This is a genomic window from Dyadobacter koreensis, from assembly GCF_900108855.1.
In the GTDB taxonomy this organism is placed as follows: domain Bacteria; phylum Bacteroidota; class Bacteroidia; order Cytophagales; family Spirosomataceae; genus Dyadobacter; species Dyadobacter koreensis.
The window spans coordinates 245,080-267,567 of sequence record NZ_FNXY01000006.1 but is presented as its reverse complement, the minus strand read 5'-3'; the positions used below and the strand labels follow the sequence as shown (position 1 = coordinate 267,567).

The 22,488-nt window shown below is 40.6% G+C and carries 17 protein-coding genes; 6 read left to right on the top strand and 11 right to left on the bottom strand.

Translation table 11 applies throughout. From position 1 onward, the window contains the following. Positions 1 to 51: 51 nt before the first annotated feature. The 7 genes from BMY70_RS19860 to BMY70_RS19830 form a co-directional block, all read right to left on the bottom strand. On the bottom strand, positions 52 to 1,353 hold the full coding sequence (locus BMY70_RS19860) for a DUF5690 family protein (protein WP_090338033.1): 1,302 nt from the start codon (positions 1,351 to 1,353) through the stop codon (positions 52 to 54). Positions 1,354 to 1,383: 30 nt separating this feature from the next. Next, positions 1,384 to 2,739, bottom strand: a complete 1,356-nt coding sequence (locus BMY70_RS19855) for an aspartate aminotransferase family protein (protein ID WP_090338032.1) — start codon at positions 2,737 to 2,739, stop codon at positions 1,384 to 1,386. Positions 2,740 to 2,803: 64 nt separating this feature from the next. Next, entirely contained in the window at positions 2,804 to 4,474 is a 1,671-nt protein-coding gene (locus BMY70_RS19850) for an alkaline phosphatase family protein (protein ID WP_090338031.1), read from the bottom strand. 113 nt (positions 4,475 to 4,587) lie between these two features. Then, positions 4,588 to 5,160, bottom strand: a complete 573-nt coding sequence (locus tag BMY70_RS19845; RefSeq protein WP_090338030.1) for a hypothetical protein — start codon at positions 5,158 to 5,160, stop codon at positions 4,588 to 4,590. 204 nt (positions 5,161 to 5,364) lie between these two features. Continuing rightward, positions 5,365 to 6,486: a TIGR03364 family FAD-dependent oxidoreductase gene (locus tag BMY70_RS19840; RefSeq protein ID WP_090338029.1), complete on the bottom strand. Its 1,122-nt coding sequence runs from the start codon at positions 6,484 to 6,486 to the stop codon at positions 5,365 to 5,367. A gap of 22 nt (positions 6,487 to 6,508) precedes the next feature. Next, a complete protein-coding gene (locus tag BMY70_RS19835; RefSeq protein ID WP_090338028.1) occupies positions 6,509 to 7,219 on the bottom strand; it encodes an HAD hydrolase-like protein in 711 nt (236 codons plus the stop codon). 563 nt (positions 7,220 to 7,782) lie between these two features. Beyond that, the gene (locus BMY70_RS19830) at positions 7,783 to 8,361 is read right to left on the bottom strand and encodes a DUF1572 domain-containing protein (RefSeq protein ID WP_090338327.1); all 579 of its coding nucleotides are present in this window, start codon (positions 8,359 to 8,361) and stop codon (positions 7,783 to 7,785) included. Between the two features lie 242 nt (positions 8,362 to 8,603). Between BMY70_RS19830 and BMY70_RS19825 the strand changes: the two genes are divergently transcribed. Both BMY70_RS19825 and BMY70_RS19820 read left to right on the top strand, forming a co-directional pair. Next, entirely contained in the window at positions 8,604 to 12,956 is a 4,353-nt protein-coding gene (locus BMY70_RS19825) for a PAS domain S-box protein (protein WP_090338027.1), read from the top strand. Between the two features lie 119 nt (positions 12,957 to 13,075). After that, the gene (locus BMY70_RS19820; RefSeq protein WP_090338026.1) at positions 13,076 to 14,143 is read left to right on the top strand and encodes an endonuclease/exonuclease/phosphatase family protein; all 1,068 of its coding nucleotides are present in this window, start codon (positions 13,076 to 13,078) and stop codon (positions 14,141 to 14,143) included. Here the strand turns inward: BMY70_RS19820 and BMY70_RS19815 are convergent. Next, positions 14,140 to 14,409 carry a TIGR03643 family protein gene (locus BMY70_RS19815; protein ID WP_090338025.1) on the bottom strand — a complete coding sequence of 90 codons (270 nt, stop codon included), beginning with the start codon at positions 14,407 to 14,409 and terminating at the stop codon, positions 14,140 to 14,142. The genes BMY70_RS19820 and BMY70_RS19815 overlap by 4 nt on opposite strands. Before the next feature lie 193 nt (positions 14,410 to 14,602). Between BMY70_RS19815 and BMY70_RS19810 the strand changes: the two genes are divergently transcribed. Both BMY70_RS19810 and BMY70_RS19805 read left to right on the top strand, forming a co-directional pair. Further along, a complete protein-coding gene (locus BMY70_RS19810) occupies positions 14,603 to 15,196 on the top strand; it encodes a 2OG-Fe(II) oxygenase (protein ID WP_090338024.1) in 594 nt (197 codons plus the stop codon). A 198-nt stretch (positions 15,197 to 15,394) separates the two neighbouring features. Continuing rightward, positions 15,395 to 17,746, top strand: a complete 2,352-nt coding sequence (locus BMY70_RS19805) for an ABC transporter permease (protein WP_090338023.1) — start codon at positions 15,395 to 15,397, stop codon at positions 17,744 to 17,746. Positions 17,747 to 17,797: 51 nt separating this feature from the next. Here BMY70_RS19805 and BMY70_RS19800 read toward each other — a convergent pair whose 3' ends face one another. Continuing rightward, the gene (locus BMY70_RS19800) at positions 17,798 to 18,856 is read right to left on the bottom strand and encodes a fatty acid desaturase (RefSeq protein WP_090338022.1); all 1,059 of its coding nucleotides are present in this window, start codon (positions 18,854 to 18,856) and stop codon (positions 17,798 to 17,800) included. A 574-nt stretch (positions 18,857 to 19,430) separates the two neighbouring features. Between BMY70_RS19800 and BMY70_RS19795 the strand changes: the two genes are divergently transcribed. Continuing rightward, complete coding sequence (locus BMY70_RS19795; protein ID WP_090338021.1) at positions 19,431 to 19,778, top strand: hypothetical protein; 348 nt, start codon at positions 19,431 to 19,433, stop codon at positions 19,776 to 19,778. Positions 19,779 to 19,843: 65 nt separating this feature from the next. On the opposite strand, the gene BMY70_RS19790 is transcribed toward BMY70_RS19795, so the two are convergent. Beyond that, positions 19,844 to 21,079: a GAF domain-containing sensor histidine kinase gene (locus BMY70_RS19790; RefSeq protein WP_090338020.1), complete on the bottom strand. Its 1,236-nt coding sequence runs from the start codon at positions 21,077 to 21,079 to the stop codon at positions 19,844 to 19,846. A 244-nt stretch (positions 21,080 to 21,323) separates the two neighbouring features. Between BMY70_RS19790 and BMY70_RS19785 the strand changes: the two genes are divergently transcribed. Then, entirely contained in the window at positions 21,324 to 21,704 is a 381-nt protein-coding gene (locus tag BMY70_RS19785; RefSeq protein WP_090338019.1) for a hypothetical protein, read from the top strand. A 9-nt stretch (positions 21,705 to 21,713) separates the two neighbouring features. On the opposite strand, the gene BMY70_RS19780 is transcribed toward BMY70_RS19785, so the two are convergent. After that, positions 21,714 to 22,487: a DUF72 domain-containing protein gene (locus tag BMY70_RS19780; RefSeq protein WP_090338018.1), complete on the bottom strand. Its 774-nt coding sequence runs from the start codon at positions 22,485 to 22,487 to the stop codon at positions 21,714 to 21,716. Position 22,488 lies beyond the last annotated feature (1 nt).

The following is a 22,488-nucleotide window of genomic DNA, read 5'->3' as shown; positions in this document are numbered from 1 at the left end:
ATACACAAGAGCATCGGCCTCATGTTGAATCTGCAATCCTGTATATTCAAATTACATTGCTGTGACAAGCCGGCTTTTCGCAACAGCTTTCGCATTTCTTCTATGCCTTTCAAGATAGAGATTTGCGACAATAAGAAGTATCAAACTTACCGCCGCCTGTAAATAAATGAAATGCATCAAAACATGTGACCAGCTTAATTGTTTCATAAAAAACTCCTTATAAAGTAGCAGTCCTACGCTTGACAGATAACCGAAACTTTCACAGATATAAACAAAAAAACCTGCATTAGCCCTAAGCCGGAACAACGCAATCAGCCGGTCGAAAATAGCGGATTGAATTACGGTAAAGGCCAAAAACATCCCTGTTCCGATGGTTAGCATCCAGTAAAAACCATTGATAAGCTGCTTCTCAAACAAATAGGTAGAAACGGCGCTCATGAGAATCCCGGTAAAAATAACAAGGTTCGTCAATCTGAACCCGATCAGATTGTCTTTGATAAACGCTAAACTTCCGATCACGACTAAAACCACAAAGCCCGTTATCATTTCTGTCTGAGAAAGAACGCTGCTGACCCAGTTTGTATCGATTTCATTCCATATTTCAATCGTGAAATTGTCCCGGAAATCTCTGACGACGATCAGCATGATATAACAAACCAGCAAGCAAAAAACCGGTAAACCATACTCCGCGAGTACATTCTTTTTGTCGTCGTTAGTCATCGGAACGCGCTCCGTTCTGAGCCGGATATCTTCATCGGTCGGCGCAGGTAATACGTCGAGCATCCAGACAAACAGAAAAAAGAATGGCAAAAAAAGTAACCCAATGCTAAAAGGCATCCAGAATTCGGATATCCATGGAAACCATTGATGCACCTCAAGGTAAGTAGTTTTCAGTACGCCGGAGGCAATAATTATACTTATATTCAGCCCCATAGCGATCATCTCTGTAAAACGCCGTCCTTCCAGAAAGCTGAAAACCACGCCATAAACCATACCGAGAGGCATCCCATTTATAAACAGGAAAACGAAATTGTAGGGGTAAGGGATCATGCCAAAAAGTAAAAGCGCGGTTTCGGCAATGAGAATGAGCAGGATAATCAGTCTTACACGTGATGTCGATTTGAGCTCCGATATAATCTTGATCCCGGTAAACTTGGACAAAGTATAACCCGCGACCTGAGAAAGAATCAGGATCGTTTTGTAGCCAATTCCTGACAACTGCAATCCTTCGTACAAACCCGAATTAAAGGGTTTTCGAAATGCATACATACAAAAATATGCTCCAAACGACGCGACAATCGACCAGGTAATAAACAATAAATTTGAATCCAGTAATGCCTTCTTGATTCGCATGACGCTGTGAATAAATATCCAATATTTATCTTAAACGGATGCAGTCTCCAAAGCCGCTTCCAATATTTGTAAAGCTTTTGTTAATTCTTCGCGTGTAATGGTGAGCGGAGGCGACAGCTGCAAGACATTGCCTTGGGAAACCTTGAAACTCATCCCATTTTTCAGGCATTCATACATCACTATTTCTGCCTCACGCACCGCTTTTTCCCTTGTTTCCCGATCACAGACCAGCTCGATTCCCCACAACAGACCAATTCCTCGAACATCTCCTATCAAGGGAAATTTCCTTTTTAACCGGTCCGTCTCTATTTTCATGAATCGCTCGTCATTCAAAACTTTCGCGAGGATATCATTATGTTCTATAAATTCGAGCATTGCCAAAGCCGCTACACAGCCCAAAGGGCTTTTTTCGTGTGTAAAATGCCCAAGCGAAACACCTCCCGCGACATTGTAACTTTCTCTGGCCACAATTGCCGCAATGGGCATCACGCCTCCACCCAGCCCTTTACCCAGACAGATAATATCTGGTTCGATATCAAAATGCTGGAAAGCAAACATTTTCCCCGTCCTGCCGAATGCAATTGGTATTTCATCCAAAATCAGAAGTACATTGTGTTTGGTACAGATTTCGCGCACCCTCGTCCAATAAGCCTGGGAAGGAATCTGGACATCGGTATTGCGAATTGTTTCAATGATAAACGCGCCGATATCTCCTTCTTTTTCAATAACATATTCAAGATAATCAGCGTATGCAATGTCACTATCTACCGAAGATTTAAAAGGCCCGCGGTACGTCATAGGCGGAGGGATTCGCTCCACGCCGGGCATAAGCGGACCAATGTCTTTTCTGAAATCCAGCTCACCGCCGGCTGATATGGCGTCCAGCGAAGCGCCGTGGAAGGAATCCCACAGCGAAATAATTTTATGTTTTCCCGTAACAATCCTTGCGAGTTTCAACGCCATACTAATCGACGAGGTACCGCCTGGCGCAAAGAGAACACGCCTTAAATCACCGGATAAAAGTGACGTCAATTTTTTAGCAAGTTCGATAGCCGGGACATTGGTATACCGCCTCGGAGAAAACGGCAAAATATCCATTTGTTCTTTAATCCGATCGATGATATGAGGATTTCGGTATCCAACCTGATGTACGTTGTTTCCGTGAAAATCCATATATCTCTTACCCTGAATATCTGTAAGATAAATCCCCTCACATGAAGCCAGCACATCCAGACAAGGCGTGGATAATGCCTGATGTAGGAAATATTCTGCATCTTCTTCCAGCCGCGAAAGTGTATCTGCATCTTTGATTACAGCATACCAGTTGCTCCGCTCTGATGTTAAATTGATATCTCCTTCGGTACGGTTATGTTGTTTTTCGCTCATTGCAGTTTACAAAAATGTCGGCGTCAGTTTATTTTTAAAAGATAAAGTATTTAGGAATAGTCAGTTACTGCTTCACAAAGAGCTTATCGGCCGGAATCAGTTGTTTGCTGACTCCGGGGCCTTTATAAAAAGCGTCGAGCCAGAACCCGCCGCCATTGTTGTAATATTCGACACGAATAGGATGTCTGCCTGCCGTTAACTCGATCGATCCGGTTTCTTCCATCACACCATGATTTCCGTCATTATCCACAACCACTTTTCCGTCAACAAAAAGTTTGCTCCCATCGTCAGACTGTGTGCTGAATGTATATTTGCCGGGATTATCAATCTGGATAAAACCGGAAAATTGTAAAGCGAAACTTTCGTTACCCTTTTCTATTAATTTGTTAATTTGGTCGCGGCTTATATTAAATTCCGGGCTAATCCATGACGATCCTTTTTTTAATGTGTTGAACTGAGGAATTTTGGAAAGCTCATTTCCCTGATAAAAATGAGTAGAGAGCCCATTACCGAAACCGGCTTTAACTAGCCGAAAGTAGGCCGTCGATAACAAACTCGCATTTCCTTTTTCGTCGAAAGATTTCGCTTTTACAACCGTCGTTTTATTCACCGTAAAAGGAACTTTGTATTCGGGCGAAGATTGATCCGGATCTTTCCCGTCGGTTGTAAAACGTGTTACCCCCTTTTCCGCTTTAGTATCGATTTTAACGATCGCCGTTTCAGTCGTAAACAAACCGCCTGCCTGCTGATATAATTTTCTTTCGGGATAGATAACCGGCTGGATCACCATTTTTTCTCCAAGCCACAATTTTTCAGGTTCCGAAAACCCTTCAAAAGCGGATTTCACAGCACGGCCGGTCCATGCATACGGAGGCGTTACATCCAATGCAAAAGCGATCGTTGCCGCTAAATCATAGGTATAAACCTGCTGTTCGACTTTATAGCCTTTTTTCACGCCTTTGCCGTAAAAAATCCCTGCAATTTCTGCTTCCTGCGGCGTTGCACCTCCATGTCCGTACCCAATTCCACCATGATCTGCCCAAATTATAACCAGCGTATTATCCTCTATTCCTGCATCTCTGATCCCTTTTAAAATCTGTCCTATGAGTGAATCTGCCTTTGCGACCGATTGATAATATTCTGGTGAACCGTGACCGCCATGGTGTCCTGCATGGTCTACATGATCAAAATGAACAAATCCGAGTACTGGTTTTTTTTCTTTAATATAACGGACAAAATCTGTTGCCGTAGAATCCTCTGTTGAAAAATTCCTGTCGTAATTGAGCGCATTTTTTTGAAATAGTCTTCCAAAACCTCCCCAGTGATAGACTGTACCAATTTCAGCCTCTGGTTTTGCCTGATGTAGAACACTAAAAATGGTCGGGAAACGGCCATCTGCTTCCTGTACAATTGGCGGCAGCGTGTGATCGTCCATTTCCCAGTCGTTACTGATGATACCGTGTTGTTCGGGTCCGGCGCCCATAATCATAGAAGCCCAGTTTTGGCTGCTGCTGGAAGTTAATACCGTGCGCACATTCCATTTTACGCTCCCCTTTGCAATCATGTCATCGATCACCGGCGTTTTGGCTTTTTGAATCCCATCAGGACTAAGCCCGTCAACGCCAATGACGATGACGTGCTCAATACCCGCGGGTGACTTCTCGGATGCCTTTTTACAGGAGGCAAACAATGAAATTAAGAAAAGAAAATTAAGGGTTCGGGAATTACAAATCATTATGTTATCGTTTTGCTGCTATAAATCTTTTTCCTGAATTTATTTTTCCACCAAACGTGCGATTTTAAATCGTTCGCGCCGAGCCACCAAGTGCCTGCTGATATCAAGCCTCACTAATACAAAGTTCGTCTTCCGGATAAAACATTTTTCTCGGTGAATAATCCTGGCCCACCTGTCCCAATGGAATATTTGCAATTTCCTGCTCTTCTCCATTCCGACCATGCTTCAAGGCCTGCGGCAGCAAGGCATATGCCGGTCTGATTACCAACGATTACCTGATGGGTTTTATAACCAATGAATGAAATACCAGGAACTTCTGATCCAGAATTCTCGCTAAACCTGACACTGCCGGCAGGGTCAGCAGCCGTGCTTTTTTGCAAATCTTTAACAGAGACATTGCTTCCCGGAACCGACCGTACTTTGATACTGGGCACTTTTCCCTGCACTCCGGTTTGTAGTGATGTACTCCCAAAAATTGAACGATTACTATTATACGAAGTAAAATTTCGTGCAGCGTGTTTGGTGCTTTTGGATACATATCTGCGCTGTCCGTCATTCAGAGCAACGAAAGTATGAGCAAGGTGCTCCGTACGGCCGAAGGCTATCGTGGTGATGGAAGTCATCAAATCCAAGGCTACCGGTTCAGCGCTTTGCAGCAATACTTTTCTTGTAGCGTAAGATTTCATCCCAGAATCAGGTTTATGAGTTTATGACTTGGCTTATTCAATCCTTGGTTGTGAAACACAGCGAAAAAATTGTGTTAAACGTCGTATTAATCAGCCTGCGTTTACGCCAACTGACTTGCTGCCTTCTATGATATCCGTATTTGGCAAAATGTCTGTGAGAAATTTGTTATGTGTATTTCTCACAGACGGACTATCGTTTAATAGTTAATAAGTTCCTCCGACAACTTCGTCGCACAAACCGAAAGAAAGTGTCATGCCTGCCCCTCCCAAGCCGTTGATGATGGTCACGCCTTCGTTTGGATGCAATACAATTTCCGTATTCCCATTGGTCATTTTGGGGTAGATCCCATGCCATGTCTGAAAAACTTTCGATGATTTAAATTCCGCGAAAGTTGCCAGATAATCCAGGATCATTGTATTTATAAATTCTCTGTCGAACGGGTCAAACGTGAGAGCATACTCGTGTGAGTCGCCAACCGTTATTTCACCCAATCCATTTTGAGATGCCATGACGTGAATTCCCCATTTCAAATAGTCAGCGTATTCAGCTTTATATCTTTCTTTTAATTTCCCAAGTGAAGCCGCAGCTTTAAATCCGTCGTAATGGATCAGTGATAATCCACCACACAATGCTGGTCCGATTTTCCAGTTATCCGGCTGTGATTCCAGACGAAGCATCTGTAATTTACATTTGGTAATGGCAGTATCAGAAAACTCTTCCGGGTACAATGTTTCAAAATCCTGACCGCTGCAAACAAAAATTTCATCTGCCCCCCACTCTTTTTTACCCGATCTTACGGTCGGATAACTAACTTCTGAAATGGCAGTATCCCAGAGAAAATTAACACCATATTTTTCAGTGAGGTATGCAGGAATTCCCGCAATAGCTTCTCTTGGATCGACGATCATTTCGTCTTCGCAAAAAAGTGAACCTAACAGTCCATTTTGATTTACAGCACGTGATTTTGAGAGTGTTGCCTCCGGCGTCAAAACACTTACCGGCCTTTTCTCGCTGGCATCAACGATTTGCTGGATCACTTCAAATTCATCCCGGTGATAGGCCATGTGAAGGCTTCCTCCTTCATGAAACCATAGCTTGCCACCCGTCAAAACTTCTTTCCAGATACTTTTTGCTTTCAGTGCCCTGTCATAAAGCTTTCCTTCCGGCTGTCCAATAGGCCATACCATTCCGAAATTTCTTACAGATGCCCCGATAGCCTTGCTTGATCTTTCAATAACGGTTACGTGATATCCCCTGGCACCTAATGCACGGGCAGTCGCCAACCCTACTATTCCTGCGCCGATCACAATTGCTGATTTGCTCATGCTTCAATAGTGTTTATACTGACTAGCTTTCTTTTTCAGATAATATTTTAACATCGGCGGAAATAATCGCAATCACTTCCGAAATATTATCGATAATATGTGTCGGCTTGTAAGGCATCAACTCTTCACGTGTGAATGCCCCGGTCGTGATTCCGATCACATATCTACATCCACTATTGATTCCCTCATTAATATCCACTTCGGTATCACCAACCTTGGCGATCACCTCCGAAGAAACGACACCAAGCTCAGACTTAATCTTGTCGATCATATCAGGAAAAGGCCGGCCATTTTCAACTTCATCGCTGGCGACCATAATATCGATTTTATCTTCCCAACCCAGACGTCGGATGATCACATCGGCAATATTCTTCGAAAATCCTGTATCCAGGGCGATTTTGATTCCAGCCTCACGCAGCACATCAAATGTCTCTTCAACATTCGGTAGAGGGACGATATCACCGGAAGTTTCATAAAAGTGGATCATGCTGGTCACAAATTCTGTATGAATGTCATCAATCAGCTGATCTGTAATTTTGCTCTTATCTGTTTCATGCTTTTCAAGCATCATTTTAATCGCAACCGGCTTTTCATAGCCCATGATCGGATTTATATTTTCTATCGCGATAGCATAACCATAAGCATTCATCGCGTTTTGAAACGCAAGCCCCACGGCGTTTTTATCTTTAACGGTGGTTCCGGCCATGTCAAACACAACAAGTTCAATTGACATTTTTTGTATTGATTTAATTGGTGAACTAATACTTAACATTTCTAAATTTCACAAAATACTCATTTCAATTATCTACTTCAACAAATAAAACTACTGTGAAGTGGTACTTAACAGAAATGTCAAAACAATTAAGTCATTTTGTCATTTCAGGCGCTATAAAAATAGTTGAAATAAGAAGTATCACCAAATAAATGTTTATAAATATTTAACATTTGATTTGTATAAATACTTTCATGGCGTAAAAGTATACGGATAAATTGAAAAGTATATTAACTAAATGTTAATTAATACTAAACAATCACTGCAAATCCACACCTTCATTGTTGTCCAAAATGTGGCATCCCGGAAATACGTAATGGCGAAGAGATAATCACAGCCTTTGTGTTTGATGGCTATTAATGGACCGCCTTGATACAATTTGATTATGTGACAAGATTAGTTCAGTGATAATTTTCGAGTAACAGCAGTCGACAATAACAGTTGTTTTTTAATAATTATAAGGATTTAATCTTTTGAAGATTGCTATCGCCAGCAGAACATTTCTATCCACTTTCCTGAAATCACTAATGCTGATTACCGTCCTTTTTGATATACTGATCTGTGAAATGTTCAGTTTTTTTCGGCTTTGAAAACTTCTCATCGTTGTAATTTCCTGACTGGCCACGTGGAATAGAAAGCGATTGCCACTGATTGTTTTTTACCATTTTCCCAATAAAAACCATTTGCCCGACATGATAAGGATAGTGTGAAAGCTGCCGGTTGATTGCCTCGGTAATCGTATGTCCCTGGTTCCTTATGTAGACGATTGTATGAAAGTTTTCCTCATTTAAAGAATCCAAAGCGTCAAATAAAGACTTCCATCCCTCGTTCCATTTCTTCAAAACTTCCTGCCTGCTTTTCAAATCATCATCAAATTCGGAGTCTCTGTCGCGCCATTCTTTTTCACCGTCAGACGTCAGAAAATCCGTCCAGCGAGAAAGCATATTTCCCGCCAAATGTTTAACCAAGGCCGCAATGCTATTGCTTTCTTGATTGAATTTCCAAAAAAGCTCCTCGTCTGACAGCTGTTCAAGAGTTTTATCGCCAAGCAATTTATAATAACGAAACTGCTTTTTCGTGCTTTCAAGATATTCTGTAATCATATTAAGAACATTCATTAAGAGATTTTTAAGTTTCAACCATACGCCGACACCAACTCGTAACTTACCAATAACCTTGAACGATTTACATATTTTTTTTAAACAAAAATATAATTTATCATGCCTCAATCACACCAGACTACATTCTTTTCATGGATAAGTACATTTACCCTATTATTCTTTAATAATCCAAAAAAAATCATGAGATTTAGTGGAATTTGGAATGTGATATACTCAACGAAAAAATGAAACTTCCCCCCATACCAGACAATGAAAACGAAAGATTACGAGCCTTACAAAGTTATCAAATTCTTGATACTCATACCGAAAGAGAATTTGACAGACTGACGGAACTGGCATCTATGATTTGCGGGACGCCGATTTCACTTGTTTCTTTTGTTGATGAAAAAAGGCAATGGTTTAAGTCAAGAAAAGGTCTTGATGTCCAGGAGACGTCGAGAGATCTTGCATTTTGCCAGTATGCGATCATGGGTGATTCGTTATTTGAAGTAGAAGACGCAACGCAGGACGAACGCTTCAAAACAAATGCACTGGTAACCGGAAGCCCTGATATTCGATTTTACGCGGGGTTCCCGCTCGTGGATCCGAAAGGATATTCGTTGGGGACACTTTGCGTGATTGACAAAAAAATAAACAAACTTACTACATATCAAAAAGACGCGTTAAAACTGCTTGCTGAACAGGCAATTTCGCTTATTATTGACCAGCGTAAAAGAGAAGAACTCAGACATTTTGAAAAACTTTTCCAGCTTTCAAATGACCTTGTTTGCATTGCCGGCACAGACGGATATTTCAGAAAGATAAATCCTGCATTTGAGGAAATATTAGGCTGGGATGAAAAATTCCTTTTAAAAACCACATTGTTTGAGCTTATTCACCCGGAGGATGTCGACAAAACATATCTGGAAGTTGCCAGGCTTGCAGAAGGGCAGACTACAGTCAACTTTGTACACCGGTTCAGAGCAAAAAACGGACGATATTTTTATCTGCAATGGACTGCAACGCCGGAGCCGGTGACCGGAAATATTTTTGCTATTGCCAGAAATATCACAGACGAAAAAATCAGCGAAAATAAATTAAGGATTAGCGAAGAAAATTTCAGATCATTTTTTGAAAATTCGCAGGGCCTCATGTGCACTCATGACATGAACGGAAATTTCCTGACCGTGAACTCCGCAGGTGCCGAATTATTAGGTTATACGACCGCAGAAGTTTTGAACCTAAGCCTTTTTGACCTCATTCCACCAAAACATCATACTATTTTAACGGATTATCTGCACGAAATTTCCACAACAGGAAAGTCCAGCGGATTGATGACCACGGTACACAAAAACGGTAGTTACAGAATTTGGAGTTATCACAATGTTCTTGTCCAGTCTTTGGACGGTATTTCTTACGTCGTTGGTAATTCTATCGACATTACTAAAAGTCATCAAATGGCCAAAAGCCTGCAGAAAACGCAGGAAATGCTGTTGCAAACTAACCGTACAGCGCGCGTCGGAGGGTGGGAAGTTGATCCGGAAACCAGAAAAATCAATTGGTCAGAGGTTACAAAGGAAATTCATCAGGTAGCACTTGATTATCAGCCAACCCTTGAATTGGCTATGGATTTTTACAAACATGGAGAAAGTAGAGAAAAGCTTGAAAAGGCTGTCGACCTCGCATTGCGGGAAGGTACCGGATACGATCTTGAACTGGAACTGACGACTTCAAAAGGCGAAGATCTGTGGGTACGCGCAATTGGTAACTCGGAAATGGAAAACGGAACCTGTAAAAGGCTTTACGGAACATTTCAGGATATCGACGCCAAGAAACGTGCTGAACTGGAATTTAGGAATTCAAAAAAACTACTGGATGATGTCCTGAATGCAGCATCCGAAGTAAGCGTGATCGCCACTGATATCAATGGAATTATCACAGTTTTTAACAAAGGCGCTGAAAAACTACTCGGTTATTCTGCCGAAGAAATGATTGGCAAATCGACACCTTCCAAGCTTCACCTCGAGGAAGAAATACGGGCCCGGTCAGAAGAATTATCGCGGTTGTATTCAACTCCCGTTGAAGGCTTTAAGACTTTGGTATATAAAGCTGAACGGGAAGGCTCCGAGATAAGTGAATGGATATATAAAAAGAAAAACGGGACACTTTTTCCTGTTTCAGTTGTCGTTACAACTATCAGAGACATTCAAAACAAAATTATTGGGTATCTTGGCGTAGCAAGCGACCTTTCGGCAAGGAAGAAAGCTGAGGAAGAACTTGTTACACAAAGGGCCAGGTTACTTGCTTTCGTTGAGCATGCACCAGCCGCGGTCGCAATGTTTGACCAAAATGTAAGATATCTGGCTATCAGCCATCGTTGGCTGGAAGAGTACCGCCTTGTAGGTCAGGACATTATTGGCAAATCTCATTACGAGGTTTTTCCGGGAATTGACGATAATTGGAAAAAAATCCATCAGCGAAGCCTGAAAGGCGAAATTCTCACAAAAGACGAAGAAACATGGCGTCCGCCGGGATGGGACCACGACCAGTATCTGAAATGGGAAGTCAGGCCATGGTATCAATTTGACGGCAGCGTCGGGGGAATTATGATTTTCACTCAGGATATCACAGAAACAGCACTTCGGCGAGAAGAGCTGAAGCAGGCCAAAATCCAGTCAGAGCAGGCTAGTATCGCAAAATCTGAGTTTCTGGCGAATATGAGCCATGAAATCCGAACACCACTTAACGGGGTTATCGGCTTCACCGATCTGGTTATGAAAACCAAGATGACCGATACGCAAAAGCAATATTTAGGTATAGTCAATCAGTCTGCCAACGCACTTCTGAGTATTATAAACGACATTCTGGATTTTTCGAAAATAGAAGCTGGCAAACTGGAACTAGATGTTGATAAATGCGATATCTATGAAATAACTTCCCAATCGGCCGATATAATTTCGTTTCCGATTCAAAGCAAGGGTTTGGAAATGCTTCTGAATATACCCTCTGATCTACCGAGATTTGTCTGGGTTGACGAGATCCGACTAAAACAGGTTTTAATAAATTTGTTAAGTAACGCGGCCAAATTCACAGAGCACGGCGAAATTGAACTAAAAATCGAAATTCTGAAATACGACCCACAGGAAAACGAACATATCATGTGCAGGTTTTCTGTACGTGATACCGGAATTGGAATCAGGGAAGATAAGCAGAATAAAATTTTCGAGGCATTTTTGCAGGAAGACGGCTCTACGACCAAAAAATATGGTGGAACGGGTCTGGGACTTACCATTTCGAACAAGCTGCTAGGCATGATGGGAAGCAGGCTTCAGCTCAAAAGCGTTCCGGGCGTCGGCAGTACTTTCTTTTTCGATCTGGCCATGCGCTCTGAGCCTGGCGAAGCAATCGAATGGGAAAATCTGGATTCTATCAAACGTGTTTTAATTGTTGACGATAATGACAACAACCGTATTATTCTGGCTGAAATGCTCAGGCTTCTAAAAGTTGAATCCGACCAGGCTAGCAATGGCTTTGATGCTTTGAATATCCTCGCCCGGGGGGAAACTTTTGATGCGGTTTTGATGGATTATCATATGCCTTATCAGGACGGACTGGAAACGATAAGACAAATAAGAGAAACTTTTTCGATGGATGCCGATGAGCTTCCGATAGTATTGCTGAACAGCTCTGCGGATGACGCTACAGTCCTCAAAGGTTGCGAGGAACTGAATATCAATTACCGGCTGATCAAACCCATTAAACTTCATGACATTTTTCTGTCATTAACCCGTTTGTCTCAAAAAGAAAAAACAGAGGAAGTTACCTACACAGAAGTTCAAGATGAAATAAGTAATGGGAAATTACGGATTATTGTCGCAGAAGATAATCCCGTCAATATGTTTTTGGCGAAGACAATCATTGGGAAAATTAGTCCGAACTCGCAGATACTGGAAGCCGATAATGGTTTAAAAGCAGTGGAATTATGCAAAAAGCAACTACCGGATCTCATTTTTATGGATGTGCAAATGCCAGAAATGAATGGTTACGAAGCTACCATAGCAATCCGGGAACTGGTAACGAACAAGCATATACCAATAATTGCTCTAACCGCAGGCAATGTGAAAGGTGAGCGTGATAAATGTCTCGAAGCGGGCATGGACGATTTTATTTCAAAACCCTTTGTCGAAGATGCTATCTGGCAGGTCTTTCATAAATATACTGGCTCAACGGGCATACAGGAATCAATCGAAAAAACCGGAGCCGGTAAGCCCGAAAATCACCACATTGATATCGATAAACTGAAAGAAGTTTACATGGGCGATGACGAATTTATCGCTGAATTCCTGGAATTAACAAGAGACAGTCTGATAAAAAATTTAAGTGATTTGAAATTTAGCGTCGCAACCGAAAATCTGAGCGGGATTAACGCCATAGGACACAAGCTTAAAGGAGCATCATCCGCTGCTTATTTGATAAAAATCACAGAAATTGCTGGAATACTGGAACATATGAAATCTTTTCATAAAGAAAATCTAATCGGACTGCTTCTGGAACTGGAAGGTGAAATTGAGCTTTTAAAGCCTTTTTTAGCCAAATAACCCATTATCCGGATGAGATATCATGATGAAATTCAGTACTTAAAAAAATTATTCTTTTTTTCAGTACTGAATTTATTCGATATTCGCGCGTCATCGTTAAATACCTACGCTTTAAATTAATGCACGCGTTAAAATTATTTCTTGAAATATTTGGGGGACTTATCGTCCTGTTTTCGGTTATTCCACTGATCAAAAATGATTATTGGGCTTTCCGTGTTTTCGAATATCCCCGTTTACAGAAACTATTTCTGAACCTTATCATTCTTATCGTTTACACTTCCCTTTTTACTGTTTCCACAAACTTTCAATACGTATTTATTGCCGCACTGATTGGTAATGCAGGTTATCTTGTTTTTCAAATCTATAAGTTTACGTTCTTCGCCAAGAAAGTTCTGCTAAAAGCTGCGAGGCCTGACGACAAAAATCAGGTCAGTATTATTTCTTCCAATGTTTTTCAGGACAATAAGAATACGGCAGGGTGTTTAAAAATGCTTCACCGACACGATCCGGATATTATTTTGCTCCTTGAAACAGATCAATACTGGTGCAAGGGAACAGAAGAACTGAAAGAAAAATACCCGCATCAGGTACTCGTTCCTCTGGAAAATACCTACGGAATGCTTCTATATTCCAAATTTGAACTTGTCAATTCAGAAGTAAGATATCTGGTGGATGATGAGATTCCGTCCATAAAGACAGAAGTGAAATTACTGTCCGGCCAAAAGGTGAGGTTATATTGCGTACACCCTACTCCACCGGTACCGGGTGAGAATATGTATTCTACCGAGCGTGATAAAGAGCTTCTCCTTGTCGCGAAAGAAGTGAAAGAAAATGTTTTTCCTACTATCGTCGTCGGTGATTTGAATGACGTTGCCTGGTCATATACAACCGAATTATTTACTAAAATCAGTGGGTTACTTGATCCAAGGATTGGACGTGGATTTTTCAATACCTTCCATGCGAAGTACCCTTTCCTGAGATTCCCTCTGGATCACGTTTTCTGTTCTACCGATTTCAAACTGATCAGACTTTTAAGGTTAGAAAATTTCAATTCAGACCATTTCCCAATTCTTATTTCTCTGCAATACGAAGTCAATGCAGACGTCCAACAGGAAGAACCCAAGGCAGACAGTGAAGACGTCGCTTTGGCGGAAGAAAAAATTAATAAAGAAACGGATCAGGATTAACGTTTGCTGATCGAATTATGGGTGATAATACGTTGCAGCGATGATTTAAAACGGTTGATACCCGGCTCCCTTTTCAACAGATGTTTTTGACTAACGCCGCTATTCACTCGCTTTCGCCACATCACGAAACTGCTTCGCTTCAATTGATTCCGCATTAGTTTTATAACTTCATTTTCTGATAACCCAAACTGAGACTCTATCGCTTCAAACGGGGTTCTGTCTTCCCAGGCCATTTCTATAATCCGGTCTGTTTCTTCTGTTGTCATGCGTTGGTTGTTAATAAATAGCATTATTGATCTATCGTAAGCATTATTGATCTATCGTAAGTCTGTAAAATAACTATACCAAAATTAGTTTGTCAGAACGTTATCGGTCTGCAAAATTATATCTTATTTAATGCCGATTTACAGCTACCTTCACCAGGACACGGCGATCTGCCGGAGTGCTTAACTCAGCTCATTGCTAAAAATCTTTAATACCCTCATCGACAGCTTTATAGACAACAAGGTGGGCATCGCAGAAAATTTTTTAAGCGAAGCTCTGGCTTCTCATTTAAAAGATAATCTCAGAACTTTATATGCTGATAAGCAACTTCTCGATGCCGGAACCGGAAACGAAGTCGTTGTGGTGCAGGACAAAAGGGTCAGGGGAGACAAGATTTACTGGCTTGACCGCAAGCATAACGACCCTCACGAAAACGATTTTTTTGATTTGATGGATCAATTTGTCAGTCATTTAAACAGCTCTTGTTACACCGGAATTACCGGCTATGAATTTCATTATACCTTATATGAAAAAGGCAGTTTTTACAAAAAGCATCTGGATCAGTTTCGAAATAACGGAAGTCGCCAGTATTCGATGATCATGTATCTTAACGCCGATTGGGAGGAAAAGGATGGAGGAGAATTACGTATTCATCAGGAAAACACCCAACAAAATATTGCCCCCACAAGTGGGAAAAGTGTGTTTTTCAAAAGCAGTGAACTGGAACACGAAGTTTTACTTACCAACACAACGCGGCTAAGCATAACCGGATGGCTGAAAATTAACTAGCAAACCGGAATAGTGGCACATTAGGAAAGGTTCGTTCATGTCCGATCCTATGTTCAAGTGTTCAAAAACGAACAAAAGACAAATTTGAAATTTATCAAACAAGCTGAAAATCAAATAATTGAAATAATGACTTAAAGTGGTATATATTTTTTGCTGTATTATTAAACCTTAACCTACATTTAATAATACAATATCGCCATGTTCAAAAACTACTTTAAAATTGCGATCAGAAGTTTATTAAAAAGTAAGCTTTTTTCATTCATCAATATTTTTGGCCTTGCGTTGGGCATGTCTTGCAGCCTGCTTATCTGGCTTTGGGTTAAGGACGAATTGTCATTTAACCGTTTTTATCCAGATCTTGAAAAAATCTATTTTGTCCGTCCCGCATCTGATTGGAAAGGACAGAAAAACGTGGGTGAGACGACACCCGGGCCTTGGTTTGAGGCCATCCAAAAGGAATCTCCCGATCTGGCGGCGATAACTAAAATTACGTATAACCGAGATTTGCTCGTTAAAGTTGGAGAGAAATCAACAAAGGAAACTGGTTTTTATGCAACCTCTGATTTTTTCAAAGTTTTTCAGATCCCATTTTTAGAAGGTAATGCGCAGTCAGCCGTGATCGCCCCAACATCGATCGCCGTCTCCAGAAAACTTGCGGAGAAATATTTCGGAACCACGAGTGCTTTGGGCAAAACAATCCAGCTTGATAACGCAGCAAATTTCACCGTCAATGCGGTTTTTGAAGACATCCCTCAAAACTCATCGGTGAGCTGCGACTGGATCGTTAATTTTAAAGTTCAGGAGCAGGACTGGATGAAAACCTGGGGGAATTACAGTTTTAAAACCTACGCCAGATTATCCCAAAATGCCGATCCTGCACACGCAGAAAAAGTGATGCAGCAAATTATAAAAAAGAATTCTCCTCCGCAATTTGTAAGTTTTCCTATACTGCAGAACCTAAAAGATGTTTACCTGTATTCCGAATTTGAAAATCTGAAACCAGTAGGCGGACGAATCGAATATATCCGCGTTTTTTCGCTTGTCGCTGTCTTTATATTGCTGATTGCATGTGTAAATTTTATGAATCTTGCCACGGCGCGTTCTGTTAAACGGGCGAAAGAGGTCGGAGTCAGGAAAGTTGTAGGGGCTGAACGGAAATTTCTGGTTATGCAATTTATGGGCGAGTCTTTGATCGTGAGCATGCTTGCTGCTGTTCTGGCACTTGTATTCGTGGCCTTATTACTGCCGGTTTTCAACGAAGTTGTTCAAAAACAAATCAATCTCACTGTTTCTGATCCTGTTTTATGGCTTTCGGTGATCGGATTAATTTTTATCACGGGGCTCGTTGCCGGTAGTTATCCTGCACTTTACCTTTCAGGTTTGCAGCCGATCCGTATACTTAAAGGAAGGCTGACTTTTACTAATTCCGGTGCGTTTCTAAGAAAGGGTCTTGTTGTTTTTCAGTTTTCTCTTTCGGTATTTCTGATCACAGGTATGTTGGTCATTAGTCGCCAGATGCATTACATACAAACAAAAAAACTGGGGCTCGACCGGGAAAATGTGATGTATATTTCGCTTGAAGGAGAGCTTCCGAATAAACTTGAAGCCTTTCGGCAGGAAATACTGGATTCACCTTTTATTGGATCTGCTACAACCACCGGAGCTATTCCGACCAACATTCAGGCTAATTCCGGCGATCTGGACTGGGCTGGTCGCGACAAGGACCTTGATAACACTGTAAATGCCACTTTTGTCGGATACGATTTCGCCAAGACAATGAATATACAGATGGTTGACGGACGGGATTTTTCCAAAGAATTTGCCGCAGATACAGCGAATTATATCATTAATGAGGCTGCTGCAAAAATGATGAAAATGAAAAGTCCGGTTGGGCAGCAGGTCAGCTTCTGGATGGGAAAAGGCACCATCGTCGGTGTAATGAAAGACTTCCACCTGAGTACTTTTCATTCAGCGATTCAGCCTTTGATTTTTGTCAATTACAAAGGTTTGAATACCGAATTTATGATGATAAAAGCGAAGGCTGGAAAAACATCTGAGGCCATTGCGCATTTAGAAAAAGTAACCAAAACATTCAATCCAAATTACCCTTTCAACTATCATTTTCTGGATGAAGATTATGAAAAAATGTATCGATCAGAAATGATCGTCAACACACTAATCAAGTATTTCGGTATTCTTGCGATTGTTATATCCTGTCTTGGGCTGCTAGGTCTGGCGGCATTCACTGCTGAGCAACGGACAAAAGAAATCGGAATCAGAAAAGTTTTGGGAGCAAATGTGGCCAGCATTATCAGCTTACTCTCGAGAGATTTTGTGAAACTGATTTTTATTTCCATTATCATCGCGATCCCCGTTGCCTGGTATGCAGTAGATAAATGGCTGACAAGTTTCGTTTACCGTATCGAACTGACGTGGGAAATTTTTGCATTGGCCGGAGCAATTGCCATTTTTGTAGCGATGTTTACGGTGAGCTTTCAAAGCATAAAAGCAGCTTTGATGAATCCGGTAAGGTCTTTGCAGAGTGAATAAAAAAAACGGTCAGTTTGTGAAACACAAGCTGACCGTTTTTTATTTTTTCTATTAATCGTTTATTAAAACCTTTTTTTCGACATTCTTGCTTTCCAGATAAGGCAAATGATATTGTTCCAGAAACTGTTTTTTTGAATCTGTGTAAGAACTTACAGCACCGATAACACTCATAAATTTGATATAATAAAAAGCCATATCAATCTGATGCGCCTTAAATCCGCTTCGGGCACTTTTCGGAAATAAGTGGTGGTTATTATGCCATTCGCCTGCAACAAAACCAGGCCATAATTGATTGATCGATTTATCTCTCTGACTAAAATCAGTTCCTTCACGTTGCTTATCTTCTCCCTTTGCGTGACCTTCATAATTGAAAGTTCGCACACCGACTGCCCAGAATCCTGCGGCTCCAAATAATGTGCAGGCGAGCCCATGACCACCAATTAAATAAAAAGTCAGGTACCAAAATGACCAGTTCAAAACCCAGGCCATCGTGGCGCGCCATGGATTTACATAAGAACCCCATTTCTGATATTGTTCGTATGTATTTGCCTTGATACCCGTATGGCTCATCAGCAATTTTACGCGGTTATAATCCTGTTCTGTTAAATTTTTAGCAATCGGCTGATGATTTACGTCAGCAAGAAAACAGTAAAAAAAACCTGCTTCGGCGTTGTAAGGGTCCCCCGGCTGATCAGATTTGGCGTGATGGACGTGATGCGATATTACATAAATTTCTTCCGGTATCACATTGATAGTAAGGTTCTGAGTAAAGAACCGCCAGAATTTATTTCGAAATTTGTAGGCTCCGTGGGTGCAATAGCGGTGATGCCAGATCGTGCCGTGCGTCCCCATGATAATCATACTGTAAAGAAAAGCAGCAGCAAATAATGAGAAACTGAAATACTTGAAAACAAACAGAAAAAAGAAAGGTATCAAACAAAGAACTTTAAGCCAACTAAAAAAGGGCAGCCAGTTCTTGCGTGTTTCAAATATGTTAAGTCTTGCAAAAAACTCTCTGAAAATTTCACCAACGCCCGGTTTTACCAAATTGCCTTCCTCATCCTTCCAGCCATATGCCGGTGGTTGTAATACATGATCTAAAAATGCCATTGAAAAATAAATTATAAATTAAAAGGGTTGACAGTCTTATCGAAAATCGACTGACGTGTGATGGCAGAAGATCAATAATTAATTTTAAGGCTATCTTTTTATTTAAAAGCCGTATCAGGTCAGAAAACCTTCTTTCTTACAAAGTAATTCTGCCCTGTTTCTCTGATCAGTATTACCTGATTCAGTAAATCGTTGACGTTTCCTTAATTGGATGTTTATTCGTTTCGCCTATAGAACTCAAATATAGATGAATTATTGTTGAAACTGGCTTTAATAACTGATTATAAAAGTGTTAATATTTTTACATCGCAACTATTCATTTTATCAACTCTTTCGGATTGAGAAGTCGAAATAGTTTGAGTTCAAAATTTAAGCTGCCGGCTACCAACATTTAACGTTAATTCATACACGTTATTACCTGAGCAAAAACCGATCCAGACAAACAATATGCTTAATTCCAGCCATTAATTCTTATGTTTCATACACAGCAAACTTTTTCTTGTTAAAAATCTATCCTGCTTCTCGCATCGTATATAATGGATACGAGTCCTTTGTTTCACGAAATAGAATAAGCATGACAAATCAGGAGTATTTTAGTCTTTTTTCAGAATCAATGAACAAGAAGAAGATAATCCGCTATGAAAACAGCAGCAACCGGGACGATTACCACACCTATGCAATCAGAGAAACTCCGGAAGGATATGTCTTTTTCTGTTTGGTAGAAACTTTTTTTAGAACAGGGTTAAACGAAAATACCTGGAAAACAGGGTCCCTGTCCTCCTTTCATGAATTGACAGTTGTTAAAGGTGCTTCAATACGTTCGCTGTATCTGACAGACGAAAATTTCATTCCCCGAAAAAATTACAAGGAAAGACTTCCGGTTTTGTCGCCATCGGAATCAGGATGGCAAACTGTTGACTAACCGGAATATAGATTATAACACATACTATAAATGAGCGGCCACAGCAGATTGCGGCTGCTCATTTTTTATTTTTGAGGTAATGTCACGATGAACATCGCTCCTTCTCCGGGTTGTGAATTTATCCGAAGATTTCCTTTCAGACTTTCGATCAAATGTTTCACCAGCGCCAATCCAAAACCATAACCGGATTCTCCGCCGGTCCCGTCTGTTGTTCCGGATGTTCCATTCAAGATCGCTGTGGCCGCATCTTTTGACAACCCGATTCCTGTATCTTTTACAACAATGACCAGAGTCTTATCAAACTGGTTGACAGCCAGGTCCAGATCGACAACAACTTCTCCGTTAGCCGGTGTAAATTTCATCGCATTCGAGATCAGGTTTCCGGCGATCTGCAGCAGCTTGTTTTTGGAAAAAGGTACTGTTTCTGTTGCAAGTGTGGTATTAACCTGAAAATGAATATTTTTGTTTCTCGCCTGAGGTTCGTAAAGTTTTAGAAGTTTTTCTCTAAAAACAGAAAGATTAAATTCATTGGACGAAAGTATTCCCGATTTTGTTTCTGGCTTGTGACTGCTCAAAATTTCGTCTGCCAGTTCAAGTACGGAATTTCCACTTTTATGGATCAGACTGATAAATTCCAATACTTCCTCCATCTGATTATTCTCGCCCTGACCCTGAATAATTGACGCAAGACCTATAATTCCGCCAATCGGTCCACGAATATCATGTGCAACTTTTTTCTGAGTGTTATTAGCTTCCAATAATTTAGCTTTCAGACTTTCCATCACTTTGAAAGTTTTCAGCCGGCCAACGATCTCATCTGCAATAATTTTTAGCAGCTCTATCTTTTCAGGATCCAATACTCTCTGCTGACTATCAATGACGCACAATGATCCAATGTTCAATCCGGCATTAAGCTGTAATGGAACACCATAATAATAGCGGATGTTAGGATCCCCCTTTACGTACGACAATTCTCTAAATCGCTCATCAATCGTCATATCACCAACTTCAAACGGCTCATTGCTCATGATGGTATACTGACAAACGGTGTCTTCACGGAGCATCTGGTCAATATCCATCCCATAATTTGAAATCGTCCATTGTGTTAACGAATCGATCATGTTGACTAGCGAGATACTCGTCCCGGCAACTTTCGCTGCCAGCTTTGCAAGGTCTTTAAAATTATTTTGATGATCAGAATAATCCAAATCGAGATTCGCCAGACTTATCAGTCTTTCATATTCGTTTTCCGGAACCGGCGCAGATGCCTGTTGTAATTCTTCCTGAACGTTGAGTTTCATTGTATGATTTTTGAAATAAAAAAATTACCCGTCAACCTCACTAATCGAAATTTACTTGCGCATAATAACAAAACAAACCTTTTTTCGAATGAAATAAAAAACAAATCACCAAACTTAGAGTTTTGTTAATGGGCGCGCATTTTATTAATTTAAATAATCGAAATTATTATTTTATAAATCCAACCAGTTAAGAAATTGAAATGTCAGTTAATAAGAAAGTGTCTTTAAAAGAAATGATCATCCCATGAAAATATACTCTGCCAAAATCTATAATTCGCTTTTTCTTTTTATCCTCGCTACGTTTTTTTTCAATTGTAAAAATAACGATCTGACGGACGAAGGAAATCTTGTATGCGGCACAGCAAACCCTATCGAGGATTTACCCTGGCTGAATAAACAGTTTAAAGAATTCATAGGCGGGAAGGAAACAAATGCAATAGTATTATACAAATTTGATGAAAAACAGATCATTGAGGTGCAAAACTCATTGTTCAGTTCCACAAATCAGCATCAGTATTTCTGCAACGGCGAAAAACTGGACCTGGACGATGCGAATAAATTTAAAGAATTTAAAGATAATCGTCAGGAAATAAAAGTGCTCTATGGTACCAAGTTATGGTATTGAAGACCAAGCTTACCTTTTATCTTTATTTAAAACAAAAGAGGAGTTAAGAAAATCCAGATTTTTGATAGCGTCGCCCATCGTGTTGTTGAAATAGGCATAAATTGTTTTTCCTTCCTGAATCCACTCTTTGATATACCCGGCGTATTCATGAATAAAATCATCGGAATAACGACCTTTATAATCACCATTCGGACCGTGGAAACGCAAGTATTTAAAGCTGACTTTGGAATCAAAAAACGGTGTGATTGAACCGGGCTTATCATGAGCAACAATACCAATTCCATTCTCCTCCAACATCTCAAAAACCTCCTTTTGATACCATGAGCTGTGTCTGAACTCAAATGCTGTTTTCCAACTTCTCTCAGGATCAGCCTGCGAGATACTTTGCAACAGCTTTTCCAACTGCCTCAGCATATCTACTTTCAGACTGGGTGGAAATTGGGCAAGAAGACAGCCTTTCTTTGATGCGGAATGATTAATTATGTCGAAGAAATGCGCTACGTCATTATTTCTAAATTCCAGATTTTTATTATGTGTGATTTCGCGCCACAATTTGAAAGTGAAACGGAAATCTTCCGGAACTTGGTCAGCCCAGTTCCTAACCGTGGAACCCATCGGTATTTTGTAGAAAGAACTGTTAATTTCTATACTGTTAAATAGAGAGGCATAGTAAGTCAGCCGGCTTTTTTCCTGATATTCTACCGGATAAAAAAGTTTATTTTTAACTGGTAGTATAAGGCCGCTCGTGCCCGAATATAATTCCGACTGACTTAGATATTTCATT

Excerpts from the sequence above, each read along its gene's own strand:
- BMY70_RS19820 (WP_090338026.1), top strand. The coding sequence starts at position 13,076 with ATGCACGCGTTAAAATTATTTCTTGAAATATTTGGGGGACTTATCGTC.
- BMY70_RS19845 (WP_090338030.1), bottom strand. The coding sequence starts at position 5,160 with ATGAAATCTTACGCTACAAGAAAAGTATTGCTGCAAAGCGCTGAACCG.
- BMY70_RS19840 (WP_090338029.1), bottom strand. The coding sequence starts at position 6,486 with ATGAGCAAATCAGCAATTGTGATCGGCGCAGGAATAGTAGGGTTGGCG.
- BMY70_RS19795 (WP_090338021.1), top strand. The coding sequence starts at position 19,431 with ATGACAAATCAGGAGTATTTTAGTCTTTTTTCAGAATCAATGAACAAG.
- BMY70_RS19830 (WP_090338327.1), bottom strand. The coding sequence starts at position 8,361 with ATGATTACAGAATATCTTGAAAGCACGAAAAAGCAGTTTCGTTATTAT.
- BMY70_RS19860 (WP_090338033.1), bottom strand. The coding sequence starts at position 1,353 with ATGCGAATCAAGAAGGCATTACTGGATTCAAATTTATTGTTTATTACC.
- BMY70_RS19855 (WP_090338032.1), bottom strand. The coding sequence starts at position 2,739 with ATGAGCGAAAAACAACATAACCGTACCGAAGGAGATATCAATTTAACA.
- BMY70_RS19850 (WP_090338031.1), bottom strand. The coding sequence starts at position 4,474 with ATGATTTGTAATTCCCGAACCCTTAATTTTCTTTTCTTAATTTCATTG.
- BMY70_RS19825 (WP_090338027.1), top strand. The coding sequence starts at position 8,604 with ATGAAACTTCCCCCCATACCAGACAATGAAAACGAAAGATTACGAGCC.
- BMY70_RS19785 (WP_090338019.1), top strand. The coding sequence starts at position 21,324 with ATGAAAATATACTCTGCCAAAATCTATAATTCGCTTTTTCTTTTTATC.
- BMY70_RS19815 (WP_090338025.1), bottom strand. The coding sequence starts at position 14,409 with ATGACAACAGAAGAAACAGACCGGATTATAGAAATGGCCTGGGAAGAC.
- BMY70_RS19790 (WP_090338020.1), bottom strand. The coding sequence starts at position 21,079 with ATGAAACTCAACGTTCAGGAAGAATTACAACAGGCATCTGCGCCGGTT.
- BMY70_RS19800 (WP_090338022.1), bottom strand. The coding sequence starts at position 18,856 with ATGGCATTTTTAGATCATGTATTACAACCACCGGCATATGGCTGGAAG.
- BMY70_RS19780 (WP_090338018.1), bottom strand. The coding sequence starts at position 22,487 with ATGAAATATCTAAGTCAGTCGGAATTATATTCGGGCACGAGCGGCCTT.
- BMY70_RS19835 (WP_090338028.1), bottom strand. The coding sequence starts at position 7,219 with ATGTCAATTGAACTTGTTGTGTTTGACATGGCCGGAACCACCGTTAAA.
- BMY70_RS19805 (WP_090338023.1), top strand. The coding sequence starts at position 15,395 with ATGTTCAAAAACTACTTTAAAATTGCGATCAGAAGTTTATTAAAAAGT.